General features: G+C 65.9%; 14 protein-coding genes. 3 read left to right on the top strand and 11 right to left on the bottom strand.

Annotated elements, in window-relative coordinates:
* Nucleotides 1-3 precede the first annotated feature (3 nt).
* Nucleotides 4-564, bottom strand: coding sequence for a TetR/AcrR family transcriptional regulator (locus CAG41_RS25790; RefSeq protein ID WP_085707642.1), 561 nt, complete (start codon nt 562-564; stop codon nt 4-6).
* 164 nt (nt 565-728) lie between these two features.
* The gene (locus tag CAG41_RS25785; protein ID WP_085640747.1) at nt 729-1,157 is read right to left on the bottom strand and encodes an anti-virulence regulator CigR family protein; all 429 of its coding nucleotides are present in this window, start codon (nt 1,155-1,157) and stop codon (nt 729-731) included.
* A gap of 154 nt (nt 1,158-1,311) precedes the next feature.
* Here CAG41_RS25785 and CAG41_RS25780 point away from each other — a divergent pair, with 154 nt between their 5' ends.
* Together CAG41_RS25780 and CAG41_RS25775 are read left to right on the top strand one after the other, a co-directional pair.
* Nucleotides 1,312-2,007 carry a tRNA (adenine(22)-N(1))-methyltransferase TrmK gene (locus CAG41_RS25780; protein ID WP_256582659.1) on the top strand — a complete coding sequence of 232 codons (696 nt, stop codon included), beginning with the start codon at nt 1,312-1,314 and terminating at the stop codon, nt 2,005-2,007.
* Nucleotides 2,008-2,083: 76 nt separating this feature from the next.
* The gene (locus CAG41_RS25775) at nt 2,084-2,764 is read left to right on the top strand and encodes a phytanoyl-CoA dioxygenase family protein (protein WP_085707641.1); all 681 of its coding nucleotides are present in this window, start codon (nt 2,084-2,086) and stop codon (nt 2,762-2,764) included.
* Nucleotides 2,765-2,793: 29 nt separating this feature from the next.
* Here the strand turns inward: CAG41_RS25775 and CAG41_RS25770 are convergent, their stop codons facing one another.
* Both CAG41_RS25770 and CAG41_RS25765 read right to left on the bottom strand, forming a co-directional pair.
* On the bottom strand, nt 2,794-4,920 hold the full coding sequence (locus CAG41_RS25770) for a TonB-dependent receptor domain-containing protein (RefSeq protein ID WP_085707640.1): 2,127 nt from the start codon (nt 4,918-4,920) through the stop codon (nt 2,794-2,796).
* Nucleotides 4,921-5,025: 105 nt separating this feature from the next.
* A complete protein-coding gene (locus CAG41_RS25765; RefSeq protein WP_085583772.1) occupies nt 5,026-5,301 on the bottom strand; it encodes a hypothetical protein in 276 nt (91 codons plus the stop codon).
* 146 nt (nt 5,302-5,447) lie between these two features.
* Between CAG41_RS25765 and CAG41_RS25760 the strand changes: the two genes are divergently transcribed.
* Nucleotides 5,448-5,909 carry a VOC family protein gene (locus CAG41_RS25760; protein WP_085583769.1) on the top strand — a complete coding sequence of 154 codons (462 nt, stop codon included), beginning with the start codon at nt 5,448-5,450 and terminating at the stop codon, nt 5,907-5,909.
* A gap of 60 nt (nt 5,910-5,969) precedes the next feature.
* Here CAG41_RS25760 and fusA read toward each other — a convergent pair whose 3' ends face one another.
* The 7 genes from fusA to CAG41_RS25725 form a co-directional block, all read right to left on the bottom strand.
* Nucleotides 5,970-8,105, bottom strand: coding sequence for an elongation factor G (fusA, locus tag CAG41_RS25755; RefSeq protein WP_085583767.1), 2,136 nt, complete (start codon nt 8,103-8,105; stop codon nt 5,970-5,972).
* Between the two features lie 242 nt (nt 8,106-8,347).
* A complete protein-coding gene (locus CAG41_RS25750) occupies nt 8,348-8,971 on the bottom strand; it encodes a LysE family translocator (RefSeq protein ID WP_085633446.1) in 624 nt (207 codons plus the stop codon).
* A gap of 107 nt (nt 8,972-9,078) precedes the next feature.
* Nucleotides 9,079-9,486: a DUF2000 family protein gene (locus CAG41_RS25745; protein ID WP_085633448.1), complete on the bottom strand. Its 408-nt coding sequence runs from the start codon at nt 9,484-9,486 to the stop codon at nt 9,079-9,081.
* 32 nt (nt 9,487-9,518) lie between these two features.
* Nucleotides 9,519-10,394: an AraC family transcriptional regulator gene (locus CAG41_RS25740; RefSeq protein ID WP_085707639.1), complete on the bottom strand. Its 876-nt coding sequence runs from the start codon at nt 10,392-10,394 to the stop codon at nt 9,519-9,521.
* Between the two features lie 99 nt (nt 10,395-10,493).
* Nucleotides 10,494-11,432, bottom strand: coding sequence for an AraC family transcriptional regulator (locus tag CAG41_RS25735; RefSeq protein WP_085707638.1), 939 nt, complete (start codon nt 11,430-11,432; stop codon nt 10,494-10,496).
* 22 nt (nt 11,433-11,454) lie between these two features.
* On the bottom strand, nt 11,455-12,288 hold the full coding sequence (locus CAG41_RS25730) for an oxidoreductase (RefSeq protein WP_085707637.1): 834 nt from the start codon (nt 12,286-12,288) through the stop codon (nt 11,455-11,457).
* A 146-nt stretch (nt 12,289-12,434) separates the two neighbouring features.
* On the bottom strand, nt 12,435-13,343 hold the full coding sequence (locus CAG41_RS25725) for a hypothetical protein (RefSeq protein WP_085657073.1): 909 nt from the start codon (nt 13,341-13,343) through the stop codon (nt 12,435-12,437).
* Nucleotides 13,344-13,354 lie beyond the last annotated feature (11 nt).

Here is a 13,354-nt window from a genome sequence, read left to right as displayed (position 1 = left end):
GGGTTATTCCGGGCGGGGGGTGGCGGCGGCGCCTTGCAGGAACATCAGTTCCATCACATGGGCCGAGTTGGCGCTGGCGGCGCGCCCGCGTCGTTCGGCGTCGACCATGCCGAAGATCATGGTCAGGAACAGTTCGGTGAACACCGCCGCCGTGACGTCGATGCGGAACGCGCCCAGTTGCTGGCCGCGCAGGAAAAACGCATCCAGCGCGTCAGCGTAGGGCTGCCAGCGCTCGTCGCCGCCGTTGAGGGTATCGGGGCGGTACTGGAACAGCAGGAACGCCAGCATCTCGCGATGGGCCAGGTGTTCGTTGATCAGGCTACGCAGCGCCGCCAGGGGCTCGCCATGCACGAGGTCGGTGGTGCCGACGATCTGGTTGAGCACGGTCTGGCCGTGGTTTTCCATGATCAGCACCAGGTTGTCGCGGGTGCCGCAGAAGCGGTGCAGGGTGGCCTTGCTGACGCCAGCGGCCTCGGCCAGCTCCTTGAGCGTCGCCCGCGGGCGATCGACGATGGCCAGTGCCAGCGCCTTGATGAGTCGTTCGTCGTGAGGAGTCAGGGACATCAGGAGTCTCGGTGGTGTTTCGAATGCCTGCCATTGTGCAGAAAAAGCGCGGGGGTTCAATGAAAAGGGCCATCGCGAATGCGTTGTCATGTGCGCGAAGGGGAGCACAGGCATTGCAAATGCGATGGCCGATCCGCAGCCATAAGCCTTTTTGTGGCCGACGCTCAGTCCAGCACGTCGTGCAGCACCTCGTAGATCAGCCCCGTGGCAATCGTCACCAGCAGCAGGTCGGTGCCTGCCTGTTGCCATTCATAGCCTTCGTAGTGGGGCAGGCGGCCGCTTAAGCGGCTGTCGAGTTTCTTGGCGATGCCCGGCGGCAGCGGCTTGCCCCGGGCCAGGTTTTTCTGGATGCCCGGCGGCAGCGACGGGCCGGGGCTCCAGTAGCCGCGGTTGTCGTTGAGAATCACCCGCACGCCGCCGATGTCGACGGTGGGTTGGCCGTATCCGCCGTGGGCCTGGTTTCCGTGCTGGGCGCCCTTGTCGTGGCCCTTGCCATTGCCCTTGCCGTTGCCCGGATCGGCCAACAGGGCCGGGGCGGTGGCCGCAAAGGTGAGGCCGGCGACGATGGCCAGCAGGGTCTTGTTGATCGACATCGGGCACGCTCCTTGGAAAAGTCCTGACGTTGGCGAGTGTAGCCCAGCCGGGGCACGGTTCCGTCGCCGGGATTTGAAATGTGCGACGCAGCCCGACACAATCGCGTCCCGATCCGGCCGCCGGGCCGATTCCGCTGGTGAACAGGAACCGCCGTTGAACGAACAGACATTGTCCATGCGCCTTGAGCGCGTCGCCGCCCAAGTGCCGCAGGGCGCACGCTTGGCTGACATCGGCTCGGACCACGGCTACCTGCCGGTGGCGCTGATGCGCCGTGGCGCGATTGCGGCGGCGGTGGCCGGCGAAGTGGCGCGCACGCCGTTCCATGCCGCCGAGCGCACCGTGCGCGAAAACGGCCTGGACGAATCCATCACCGTGCGCCTGGCCAACGGCCTGGAGGCCATCGAGCCGGACGACGGCATCACCGCAGTCAGCCTGTGCGGCATGGGCGGGGAGACGATCCGCGACATCCTCGACAGCGGCAAGGCGCGCCTGAACGGCCGGGAGCGCCTGATCCTGCAGCCCAACGGCGGCGAAGAGCCGTTGCGCCTGTGGCTGATGGAAAACGGCTACCGGATCCTTCACGAAGAAGTGCTGCGGGAAAACCGCTTCGACTACGAGATCATCGTCGCCGAACGCGGCGAGGCGCCGGCCTACAGCGACCGGGAACTGTACTTCGGCCCGTTGCAGATGCAGGCCCGCAGCCCGGCCTTCCTCGACAAATGGCAGCGCACGCTGCGCCGCCGTCAGCAGACCCTGAGCCACTTCGCCCGGGCCCGCCAGTCGGTGCCCGAAGAGAAGACCGGGGAAATCGAGCGGCAGGCGCGCTGGATTACCGAACTGCTGGCATAGGCTGGCGCTCGACGTGAGGGATGGCGCAGCTACTCTGGTTCATTGAACCCATTGAGCGAAAGGATTCGAGCACGCCATGACCGACCGCGAGCAACTCCACCAAAACGGTTTTGTGCTGCTCCGTCGGGCGATCCCCGCCCAATGGCTGGATGGACTGCGCGCGACCTTCGACGCTCAGGTGAAACCCTCGGACCAATGGCCCGTGCCCCGAGGCTGGGACTGGCGGCATTCGCTGCTCGATAACGATCCGACGGTTCTGGCCGTGTGCCGTTTGCCGTCGGTGCTGGCGGCGGCGGGGGCGTTGATCGCCGAGCGGTTCTTCATTTCGCAGGTGGAGGGGCGCGAGCCGCTGGCCGGCGGCGGCCACCAAGTGCTGCACCGCGACCTGTCGGCGCAGAGGCCGGGGGATCGGGTGAACGCGCTGGCCTTCCTGGATGACTACGGGCAGGAGAACGGTGCGACCCGGATCGTCCCCGGCAGCCACCGGCCCGAGCCGGGCGAGGCGCCGTTCGACTTCAGCGACGAGTCGCGATCCGTGCAGCTGTGCGGCACCGCCGGCGACATTCTGCTGTTCGATGCCGACCTGGTGCACGCCGGCAGCCTGAACGTTGTCGGCGGACGTCGCCGGACACTGTTGATCGGCTATTGCGCCGAAGGCCTCTACGCGTCCCACCTCGCCACGGCGCCCTTGCGCAATGTCCGCATGGACACCTCGGAGCGCTTCGAGCCCGCGGGTTGTGCGGCGGCGAGCCGCTAGCCCTAGGCATTGCGGGGCCCCACCGAACCTCAGCGCAGGCTCCACGACACCCCGACGTACATCGCCATCCCTTCGCCCGGCGTGGAGCGCGCCACGTCCAGCCCCTTGTCGTCGTAACCCGGCGTGACGGTGGCGGCGTAGCGCTTGTCGGTCAGGTTGCGCAGATCCAGCCAGGTCTGCCAGTTGCCCTTGGGCGCGTTGTAGCCCACGGTGGCGCCGAAGATCGCGTACGGGTCGGCGTAATAGCTGTTGGCGTAGTCCACGGCGACCTTCGAGGCCCACTGGGTGTTGACGCCGGCGAAGAAGCCCTGGGGCCAGTCGTAGCGCAGTTCGCCCTGGTAGAAGTGCATCGGCAGGCCCGGCAGGCGGTTGTCGCCGAAGCGGTCGTCGTCGCGGTAGTGGAAGTCGCTGAAGGTGTAGCTCTGGCGCAGGCTCAAGCGGCCACCGTCGGTGGCGGTCCACAGGTCGCTCAGCAGGCCGGCTTCCACTCCTTGGTGCACGGTGGGGCTGGCGTTGAGTTCGTACGGGGTGGTGGCGTTGGCGTCCGGGAGCACCGACAGCAATTCATGACGCACCTGGGCGTAGTACCAGGCCAGGCTCCACTGGCCGATGGCGGCGTCGCCCCGGCCGCCCAGTTCCAGGGTGGTGGCGGTCTGGTTCTGCAGCTTGATCGGGTCGCGCTGGGCGCCGGTGGCCACGCCGCTGCCGGCGGGGAAACGCACATTGGAGCTGTAGATCAGCGACCACGGGTGCGGTGCCTCGACCGAGCGGCTGAGGTTGCCGAACAGTTGCAGATCCGGCGTCAGCTGGTAGCGCAGGCCGATGCGCGGGGCGTAGTCCCAGTCGCCGAGGCTGGTCTTGCCGCCGCCGTCGGGGTAGGTCACGGCGCTTTCGCGGCGGGTGTAGATGGCGGCCAGGCCCGTGGTCAGCCACAGGTCGTCGGCGATCTCCAGGTCGTTGCCGGCGTGCAGCACGGTGTCCGAGCCTTGGTAGGTGAAGTCGCGGATGTGGGTGCCCGGCGCGTAGCCGGCGGTGTTGCCGGTGGGGATGCGCACCAGCTCAGTGGCACCGGCGTTGGGCAGGTGCTTGGTCACGCGCAGGCCCACGTTGCTGCGGCTTTCCAGGCCCCAGAGGGTGTCGCGGCGCTTGTAGTCCAGGGTGCCGCTGACGTCGGTGTACGCCACCTTCAGGCGGTTGGGGCCTTCGCGCAGGTCCATCGGGTAGTCGTGGTAGGCCAGGCCGGTCTGCAGGCTCGAATCGTCGTCGATGTACCACGTGGTCTTGTTGCCGAAGAACGTGCTGCCGGGCTCGTCGCGGCTGTCGTTGCGGGTCACGTAGGCCGGGTTGGCGGCGCGCGGGTCGTGTTCGATGGAATGCTTGGTCACCCGTCCGGCGAGGTCGTTGTCGGTCTCGCGGTGGCGCAGGTAGAAGCGGGTTTCCAGGTTCGGGTTGAACCGGTAGCCGACGTTGGCGATGACACCCTGGCTCTTGCTGGCGGTGTGGTCTTGGTAGCCGTCGGACTGCGCGCCGGTCACCGCCATGTAGTAATCGAGGTTACCCAGCACCTGCCCGGAGCTGACCTGGCGCTGGATGTAGCCATGGCTGCCCATGGCGTAGCGCACCTGCAGCAGCGGCGAGTCGTAGCCGGTGTGGCTGACGTAATCGATGGCGCCGCCCAGCGCCAGGGCGCCCCGGTCGAACCCGTTGGCGCCGCGCAGCACTTCCACATGATCGAGCCACAGCGGTTCCAGCAACTCATAGGGCGTGCCGCCGGGGCCGGTCAGCGGCAGGCCGTCGAGCATCGCGTACAGCCCCGAGGCATGGGCCCCCGGTGCGCGGTTGATGCCGGAGCCGCGGATCGACACCTTGACCCCTTCGTTGCCCGAAGACTGGGCGTAGATCCCCGGCTGATAGGCCAGCACGTCCTGGTTGCTGGCCACCCGGCCCTGCAACGGGCGACGCGCATCGATGACGTTGGTGCCGCCGGGCACCTCGGCCAGCCGGGCCTTGGCGTCCTCCACCGATTGGTCCTCGCCGCTGCGGTCTTCGGCGCCGATCACCACCTGGCCCAGTTCCAGCCCCTCGGCGTCGGCCATGGCCGGACAGACGAGGGCCAGGCCCAGCAAAGCGGTGGGCAGGGATTTGGGCGAGGGCATCGGGGCAACTCCAGGCAAGACGAACGGGCAGGGAACAGTGCGACGCCCTTAAGAACGAAGGAAACACATGGGGATTTTGCTTTTTCGGTCAGATGGCGCGGGCGTTCAGTCCTTGCACCCGGCCAGCACCACTTGGCAGGTGTCCGGCGTGCCGCCGGAGCGGCCGGCGTAGCGCATGCAGTTGGCCATGGATTTCTGCCGGGCCGCACTCAAGGTGTCGCCCCAGGCCAGACCGCCTTCGCCCAGTGTGGGCAGGGCCTTGGCGTAGCAGTTGGAGCCGGTCTGGGCGGCGGCGTAGCGAATGTTGGCCTTCTTGTCGGAGCAGCCGGCGGCCAGCGCGAGCGTGACGGCGAACAGGGTCAGCAGAGTGGCGGTGTTCATGGACGGCCGGCTCCTGGGGCAAGAGGCTGACGGCGTCCATGCAGGGTGGGGTTCTGTGAGCATAGTGGCTGTTGCGCCGGACCGTGGATCCGTGCGCCGGGATTGTGTACAACGTCAGCTTCACGCCACTGCGCAGGGAGCAGCCCTTGGATCTTACGTTCAGCCACATCGATGTGCTCGTCGCCGACCTCGACGAAGCCTGCCGCTATTACGCCAAGGTCTTCAACGCCCGCATCTCCAAGACCCTCGACTGGCAGCGCGGCGGCCTGCACGTGCGTTACGCGGTCGTGCGGTTCGGCAGCGAACGCCTGATGCTGGTGCAGCCGTTCGCCGGCAACCTCAAGGACCTGATGGACGCCAAGGGCGAAGGCACGATCTACCGCCATTGCTATTCCACCCCGGACATCGAGGCGGCCTACGACGAACTGGTGGCCAGCGGCGTGCAGCCGGAAGACGAGAACGGCCGGCCGCTGACCCGCGACAACCTCCAGTCGCCGAGCGGGACGCGGATCCTTTGGCTGCCGAAACGCTTCGGGCAGTTTTCGATTGAGCTGCTGGAGGAGAGGGAACTGGAGGCGTTCATCGAGCAGGCGTTCGCCGAGCCATGAGAGAAGGCCGGGCATGAAAAAGCCGGAGCTCCCTTTCAGGAGGCTCCGGCTTCGGTCACATCAGGCTCCGCCTTGTTTCTTCACCAGCGTTTCGACGATGTTCGGCGGCGCTTCGGCGTACTTGGAGAACTCCATCGAGTAGCTCGCACGCCCCTGGGACATCGAGCGCACGTCCGTCGCATAGCCGAACATCTCGCCCAGCGGCACCTCGGCGCGGATGATCTTGCCGGACACCGAGTCTTCCATGCCCTGGATCAGGCCGCGGCGGCGGTTCAGGTCGCCCATCACGTCACCCATGTAGTCCTCGGGGGTGACCACCTCCACCTTCATGATCGGCTCCAGCACCACGCCGCCGCCTTTCTGGGCCAGTTGCTTGGTGGCCATGGAGGCCGCGACCTTGAACGCCATCTCGTTGGAGTCGACGTCGTGGTAGGAGCCGTCGAACACGGTGGCCTTCAGGCCGATCAGCGGATAGCCGGCAACGACGCCGTTCTTCATCTGCTCCTCGATGCCTTTCTGGATCGCCGGGATGTACTCCTTCGGCACCACGCCGCCGACCACCTCGTTGGTGAACGCCAGGCCTTCGGTGATGTTGCCTTTCTCGTCCACGTCCGGCTGCGAGAAGCGGATCCAGCAGTGACCGAACTGACCGCGGCCGCCGGATTGGCGGACGAACTTGCCTTCGATCTCGACGTTGTTCTTGGTGATTTTCTCGCGGTACGACACCTGCGGCTTGCCGATGTTGGCCTCGACGTTGAACTCGCGCTTCATGCGGTCGACGAGGATGTCCAGGTGCAGCTCGCCCATGCCGGAGATGATCGTCTGGCCGGTCTCTTCGTCGGTCTTGACGCGGAACGACGGGTCTTCCTGGGCCAGCTTGCCCAGGGCGATGCCCATCTTTTCCTGGTCCTGCTTGGTCTTGGGCTCCACGGCCACGGAAATCACCGGCTCAGGGAAGTCCATGCGCTCCAGGATGATCGGCTTGTCGATGTCGCACAGGGTGTCCCCGGTGGTGACGTCCTTCATGCCGATCAGCGCGGCGATGTCGCCGGCGCGCACTTCCTTGATCTCGTCGCGCTGGTTGGCGTGCATCTGCACCATCCGGCCCACGCGTTCTTTCTTGCCCTTGACCGAGTTGATCACCGAGTCGCCCGAACTCAAGAAGCCCGAGTAGACCCGCACGAACGTCAGCGTGCCCACGAACGGGTCGGTGGCGATCTTGAACGCCAGCGCCGAGAACGGCTCGTCGTCGTCCGCGTGGCGTTCGTCGATGATCTCGTTGTCGTCGGTGCTGTCCGGGTGATGGCCCTTGATCGACGGAATCTCGATGGGCGCCGGCAAATAGTCGATCACCGCGTCGAGCACCAGCGGAACGCCCTTGTTCTTGAACGACGAGCCGCAGACCGCCGGCACGATTTCGCTGGCCAGGGTACGGGCGCGCAGGCCGGCCTTGATCTCCTCGGGGGACAGGTCGCCTTCGTCCAGGTACTTGTTCATCAGCTCTTCGTTGGCTTCGGCGGCGGCCTCGACCATGTTGTTGCGCCACTCGTTGGCCAGCGCCAGCAGGTCGGCCGGAATCTCTTCCTCGCGGTAGGTGGTGCCCTTGTCGTCATCGTTCCAGTAGATGGCCTTCATCTTGATCAGGTCGATCTGGCCCTGGAAGTTCTCTTCCGCGCCGATGGCCAGCTGCACCGGCACCGGGGTGTGGCCCAGGCGGTTCTTGATCTGGGCGACGACGCGCAGGAAGTCCGCGCCGGCGCGATCCATCTTGTTCACGTAGACCACACGGGGCACGTGGTACTTGTTGGCCTGGCGCCACACGGTCTCGGATTGCGGCTCGACGCCGGAGGTGCCGCAGAACACCACGACCGCGCCGTCGAGTACCCGCAGCGAACGCTCCACTTCGATGGTGAAGTCCACGTGGCCGGGGGTGTCGATGATGTTGACGCGGTAGTTGTCGTACTGGCCGCGCGAACCTTTCCAGAACGTGGTCACGGCGGCGGACGTGATGGTGATGCCGCGTTCCTGTTCCTGCACCATCCAGTCGGTGGTGGCGGCACCGTCGTGCACCTCACCCATCTTGTGGCTCAGACCCGTGTAGAACAGGATCCGCTCTGTGGTGGTGGTCTTGCCCGCGTCAACGTGGGCGACGATGCCCAGGTTGCGGTAGCGGTTGATGGGGGTCGTGCGTGCCATGGTGTTCTCCTCGAAACAATGTTCATGGGATACCGGTTGCTCGATCTTAGAAGCTCGACGAGCAAGCAACCACCCCCAGATGGAGGGTCATCGCACAAATTGCAAGGGCCCTCGCTCATTGGCTGGTATAGATCCGGAACGGACGGCTGCCAACACCGGCGGGCAAAAAAGCGGCCCGCCCGACGGGCGCAGCGGGCGGGCCTGACCAGCGGTCGGCCGGACAGGTCGCACAAGGATCGCGATCAGCCCATCGGCAGCTCCCGGTACAGCAGCGAAGCGGCCAGCACCAGCATGATCACCCCGGACACCCGGCCGATCAGCCGCGCCGCATCGGGCCGCGTCCGCAGCGTGCGTTCCGCGCCCAACCCCACCAGCGTGTAGATGACCGAGCAACTGGCGGTGTAGACCAGGCCCAGGGCCAGCAACTGCGCGGGGATGCCCCAACTGGCCTGGGCGGACGTCCACGGCGGCAGGAACGCGACGAAAAACAGCAGGCCTTTGGGATTGAGGCCGCTGACCAACGTGCCTTTGACGTACCAGTCCATCCCGCGCAGTGCGCCGGTCGCGTCGTCCGCCTTGATCGACGCCGGCGGGCTGCGCAGCATGCCGACCCCCAGCCAGCACAGGTACAGGGCGCCGGCGATGGACAGGCCCATCAGCAGGCTGGGGTTGGCTGCCACCAGCACGCCCAGGCCGGCGGCCACCACCACGGTCAGCACGGTGTAGCCGGTCAGGAGGCCGAGTACGGCGGGAATGACGCCTTGGCCGCGCACCCCGGCGGAAATCGCATAGGCCCAGTCGGCGCCGGGCACGATCACGAACACCAGGGCAAAGGCCCAGAAACCGAGCAGGGTCGAGGCGCTCATCGGTGTGCACCCTGTCGGCAGGGGTTGAAGGAGGCGGAGCGTCGGCCCGCCGCAACAAAAGAATCGAACATCGTCGAACACCGCTTGAAAGGTGGGAAGGGAAAGGCTCACGCGTGCAGCGACAGGCCTTTGGTTGCCTTGTCCACGGCCTTTTTCGAGCCGCGCAGGACGATCCCGACCAAGTCCAGGTTGTCCGGATCCTGTGCCCGGAACACCTCGCGGTTGGCTTCGTCGAAACCGGTGGAGAACATCGGGAACACGTAGGGGAGCAGGGTGAGTTCGCGCTCAAGGCCGATCCGGTGGGCCTTTTGCAGGCCGGCCAGATCCCCTTCGAACACCAGCATCGGCTGGCCGGCCATGTTGCCGTAGCGGTGGCCGTTGGCGTCGATGTAGGGCTCGCCCATGATGTCGGGGGCAGCCGAGGCGATGCCGGTGGCGAGAAACGCCACGACGTTCATCCGCTGCCAGGTGGCCAGGTCGTTGCGCACGATGAAGGCGATTTTGGTATCGAACATGAGTGGAAGGCTCCGTCAGTCTGGAGCCTGCATCATGGAAGGCGGGCGGATTCCCGGTCTGTAAGGTTTGTGCACTGTCGCTGATAGCCGGCCGGGGTGAGCCGGTAGGCGCGGCGGAACCACAGCCCCAAATGGCTTTGGTCAGCGAAGCCCACGGCGGCGGCCACGTCCACCGGCGCCTGGCCGCTGGCCAAGAGAATGCGCGCGGCCCGCAGGCGCAGCCGCACCAGGTAGGCGTGGGGCGTCTGGCCGAAGGCGCGCTTGAACTGGCGGGTGAGGCGGAAACGGTCGATCCCCGAATGCATCGCCAAGTCATCCAGGCCAATGTCGTCGGACAGATGGGCGTGCAGGTATTCCCGGGCCCGCTGCATTTCGAAGTCGGCGTCGGCCTTGCCGGAAGGCGTCGGCCGGTAGATGTGCCGGGCCAGCAGGCCGATCAGGTGATCCAGGCTTTGGTCCCGGGCCAGCCGGCCTTCCTCGTTGTGGATGGCGAGGAACGCTTGCTGGATCGAGGCGCTGAGCTGCGAGTCGTCCGCCAGGGTGCTGCGGAACGCCGCCTCCAGCGCCGACGCATCGCCCAATCCGAGGCGGTCGGTCATGCCCGCGACCCACGTCTGCGGCAGGTACAGCATCGCGTAGGTGAAGCCTTCCGGCTCCGGCGCATGGCCGTCATGCACCGCGCCCGGCTCGATGAGGATCGAACGTCCCGGCGTGCTGGTGTGCAGCGAACGGTGGCAACTGAAACGCTGCACGCCTTGCTGGGTGACGCCCACCAGCATCTCGTCATGATCGTGGGGCTCGTAGGCGTGGCCCTGAAAGTGCGCATGCACGCTTTCGATGCCGGTGTCCCGGTCGCGACGGATGTTGATCCAGTCGTTGGCGGTCGGGTCGTGGGTGGAAGAGGTCATCGCGAAACTGCCTGATTGCCGGACGCTCCACCTTGATGAGAATCCGGCGAGGTTGCAAGTCCGTTGCGCGCGCAGGCAGGCATTTCGCGGATCCGGTCGCTAATGCGACGACACATAGATCGAAGGCGATGCGGGTGCCGGCAGCGCATACGTCGCTTTCATCCATTCGATCTCGGCCAGCGGCGTCCTGCCGAAGAAGCGCTTGAACTCGCGGTTGAACTGCGAGGCGCTTTCGTAGCCGACGGCGAACGCCGCCGACGACGCGGTCATGGTGTGGCGCAGCATCAGCAGCCGTGCCTGATGCAGGCGCGTGGACTTGAGGTACTGCATGGGCGAGGCGTCCGTGACGTTGCGAAAGTGCAGGTGGAAGTTGGGCACGCTCATGCTCGCTTCCCGGGCGAGTCGCTCGACGTCCAGATGCTGCGGGTAGCAGGTATGGATCATGCGGATCGCACGGGTCACCTTGCCGAAATGCCCTTGCCGATCAAGCGCCGCCCGCATCGAGCCGCCTTGGGCACCGGTGAGGATGCGGTAGTAGATCTCCCGCATCAGCGACGGCCCCAGGATCTGCGCCTCGCCCGGGACGCTCATGGCCTCCAGGAAACGCAGCGTCGAGGCACGCAGCGAATCGTCCATCGGCGAGGCGTACATGCCTTTGGGCGGCGCCTGGCTCGGGCCGTGCACCTCGTCCACCTGCTGCATCAGCTCGCTGGCCAGGCGCAGGTCCAGGCGCATGTAGACCGCCAGCATCGGTTCCTCTTCGCTGGCGTCGGTCTCCATGGTGAAGGGCACCGGCACGGACACGACCAGATAGTGGCTGGCGTCGTAGACATACACCTCATCGCCCAGATACCCGCGCTTGCGCCCCTGGCACAGGATCACGATGCCGGGGTCGTACAGCACCGGCGTGCGGGTCAGCGGCCGGTTCGAGCGCAGGAAGCGCACGTCATCCAACGCGCTGAGGTTGTAGCCCTCCACCGGGGCCAGCTTCTCCATGAGCCGCACCATGCGCCGGGTGTCTGCATCGTGCGGGTTCATGGGTGCATCTCCTGCCGTGGGGTCAATGGTCGGTCGAGCGGGTCAGGGCTTCCCATCGGTCGATCTCGTCGGCGGTGCGCTTGAGCTTGTCGCGCACCAGGTTCAGGGCGTCGCTGCCCAGCAGCAGGTGGGCCGGCGGCGTCGGGTCGGCGATGACCTGCAACATCGCTTGCGCGGCCTTCTGCGGGTCGCCGAGCTGCTTGCCGCTTTTGTCCTCGCGGGCCTTGCGGATCGGGTCGAAGCTGGCGTCGTAGTCGGCGATGCTGCGCGGGGTGCGCCGCATCGAGCGGCCGGCCCAGTCCGTGCGGAACGAACCGGGCGCCACGGCGGTGACGAAAATGCCGAACGGGCGCAGTTCCTGGCTCAGGGTATCGGAGATGCCTTCGAGCGCAAACTTGCTGGCGCAGTAATAGGCGATGCCCGGCATCGTGATCGTGCCGCCCATGGAGGTGACGTTGAGGATGTGCCCGGCGCGGCGTTGGCGGAAGTAGGGCAGGAACGCCTTGGTCACGGCCACGGCGCCGAACACGTTGACGTCGAACTGACGGCGCATCTCCTCCAGCGGCGACTCCTCGAAGACGCCTTCGTGGCCGTAGCCGGCGTTGTTGACCAGCACATCGACCGGGCCGAAAGCGGCCTCGGTTTCGGCGACGGCGGCGTCGATCCGGTCGAAGTCGGTGACATCCAGGATCACGCCATGGGCATTGCCCGGCGACAGGGCCTCGAAGGCCTGCAAGTCCGCCTCGCGGCGCACGGTGCCGATGACACGGTGGCCGGCGGCGAGCGCTTCCTTGGCCAGGGCATGGCCGAAGCCGCTGCTGGCGCCGGTGATGAAGAGGGTTTTGGTGGCTGGCATGGTGGGCTCCGGTGTGTTGGCGTGGAGCCCATGGTAGGGAATCAGGCCGGGTCGACCTATGCCGGTTCGTCTTTGAGGGTTGCCTATTCCTATCAGGGGCCGGCATCGGCAGGGCAGGACATGCCACCTCGCCGGGATCAGGAACGCTAAAGATTGCCTTCGGCGATTTTGGCGTCCGGCGCGATCTTCGCCGTGCGTTCGATGATGATCGAGTCGTTCGGGATCTCCAGCCGGGTCGCCGTGTCGGGGGTACGCATTTCGATGAGCGTCGTGTTGCCCACGCCCCTGAAAATCACGGTGGCCTTTTCGAAGGTCTTGAAGTTGTCGATCTTTGACTCTTTCGGGTTCGGCAGCAGGTTGGCGTAGGGCGCCTTCACCAGGATGGTCGCGTGGTCGATGCGGATTTTTGCGAAGCTCATGGCCAGCTGCAACAGATCGGATGTCACGCCGCCCATCAAAATCGGGACTATCAGAATGATGCCCGCCAGGATGGCCCTGGACTTTCTGATGGGGTGCAAGTCGGTGGTTTCTTGCGGATCAGACTCGGCCCGAAGTTTTGCCAGCCGCATCTTCTCGTTCTGCTCCACGAGCGCCGCATACATGACGCATTGGAACACAGGCAGCACGATCAGGGGCAGGTGATCGATCAGGCTTCTGCGCGCCAGCAAATAGATGATGGCCAGTCCGCAGATCCCGAAGAACACCGCCGGGAAACCGATCTTCTGCTGCGTGACGGGCGAAGCGATCTTCTGTTCCTTGAATCGGTTCACGACCCGGACGGCCAGCCTTACGGCGGGCGCGAGGATCGGCGACAGCAGAATCCCGACCGCCGTGATGGAGATCGAGAAGTACAGGCAGACGATTCCGAAGGAAAACGCCGACACCAGAAACAGCAATCCATCGCCCAGGGAGACGCCTTGCGGGTAGTGTCCGTTCATCAGCAGATAACCCACGATCGAACCGCCGCCGACCAGCAGGCCGACTTTGGCCGACAGGGACAGCAGTTTCATCGCGGTGTCGATTTGTCTTCCAAGATCCGTTGATGCGTCCTTCATCGTGGGGTTCC

It is taken from the genome of Pseudomonas sp. B35(2017) (assembly GCF_002113645.1).
Classification (GTDB): Bacteria; Pseudomonadota; Gammaproteobacteria; order Pseudomonadales; family Pseudomonadaceae; genus Aquipseudomonas; species Aquipseudomonas ekonensis.
This window is presented reverse-complemented; position numbering and strand designations above follow the sequence as displayed.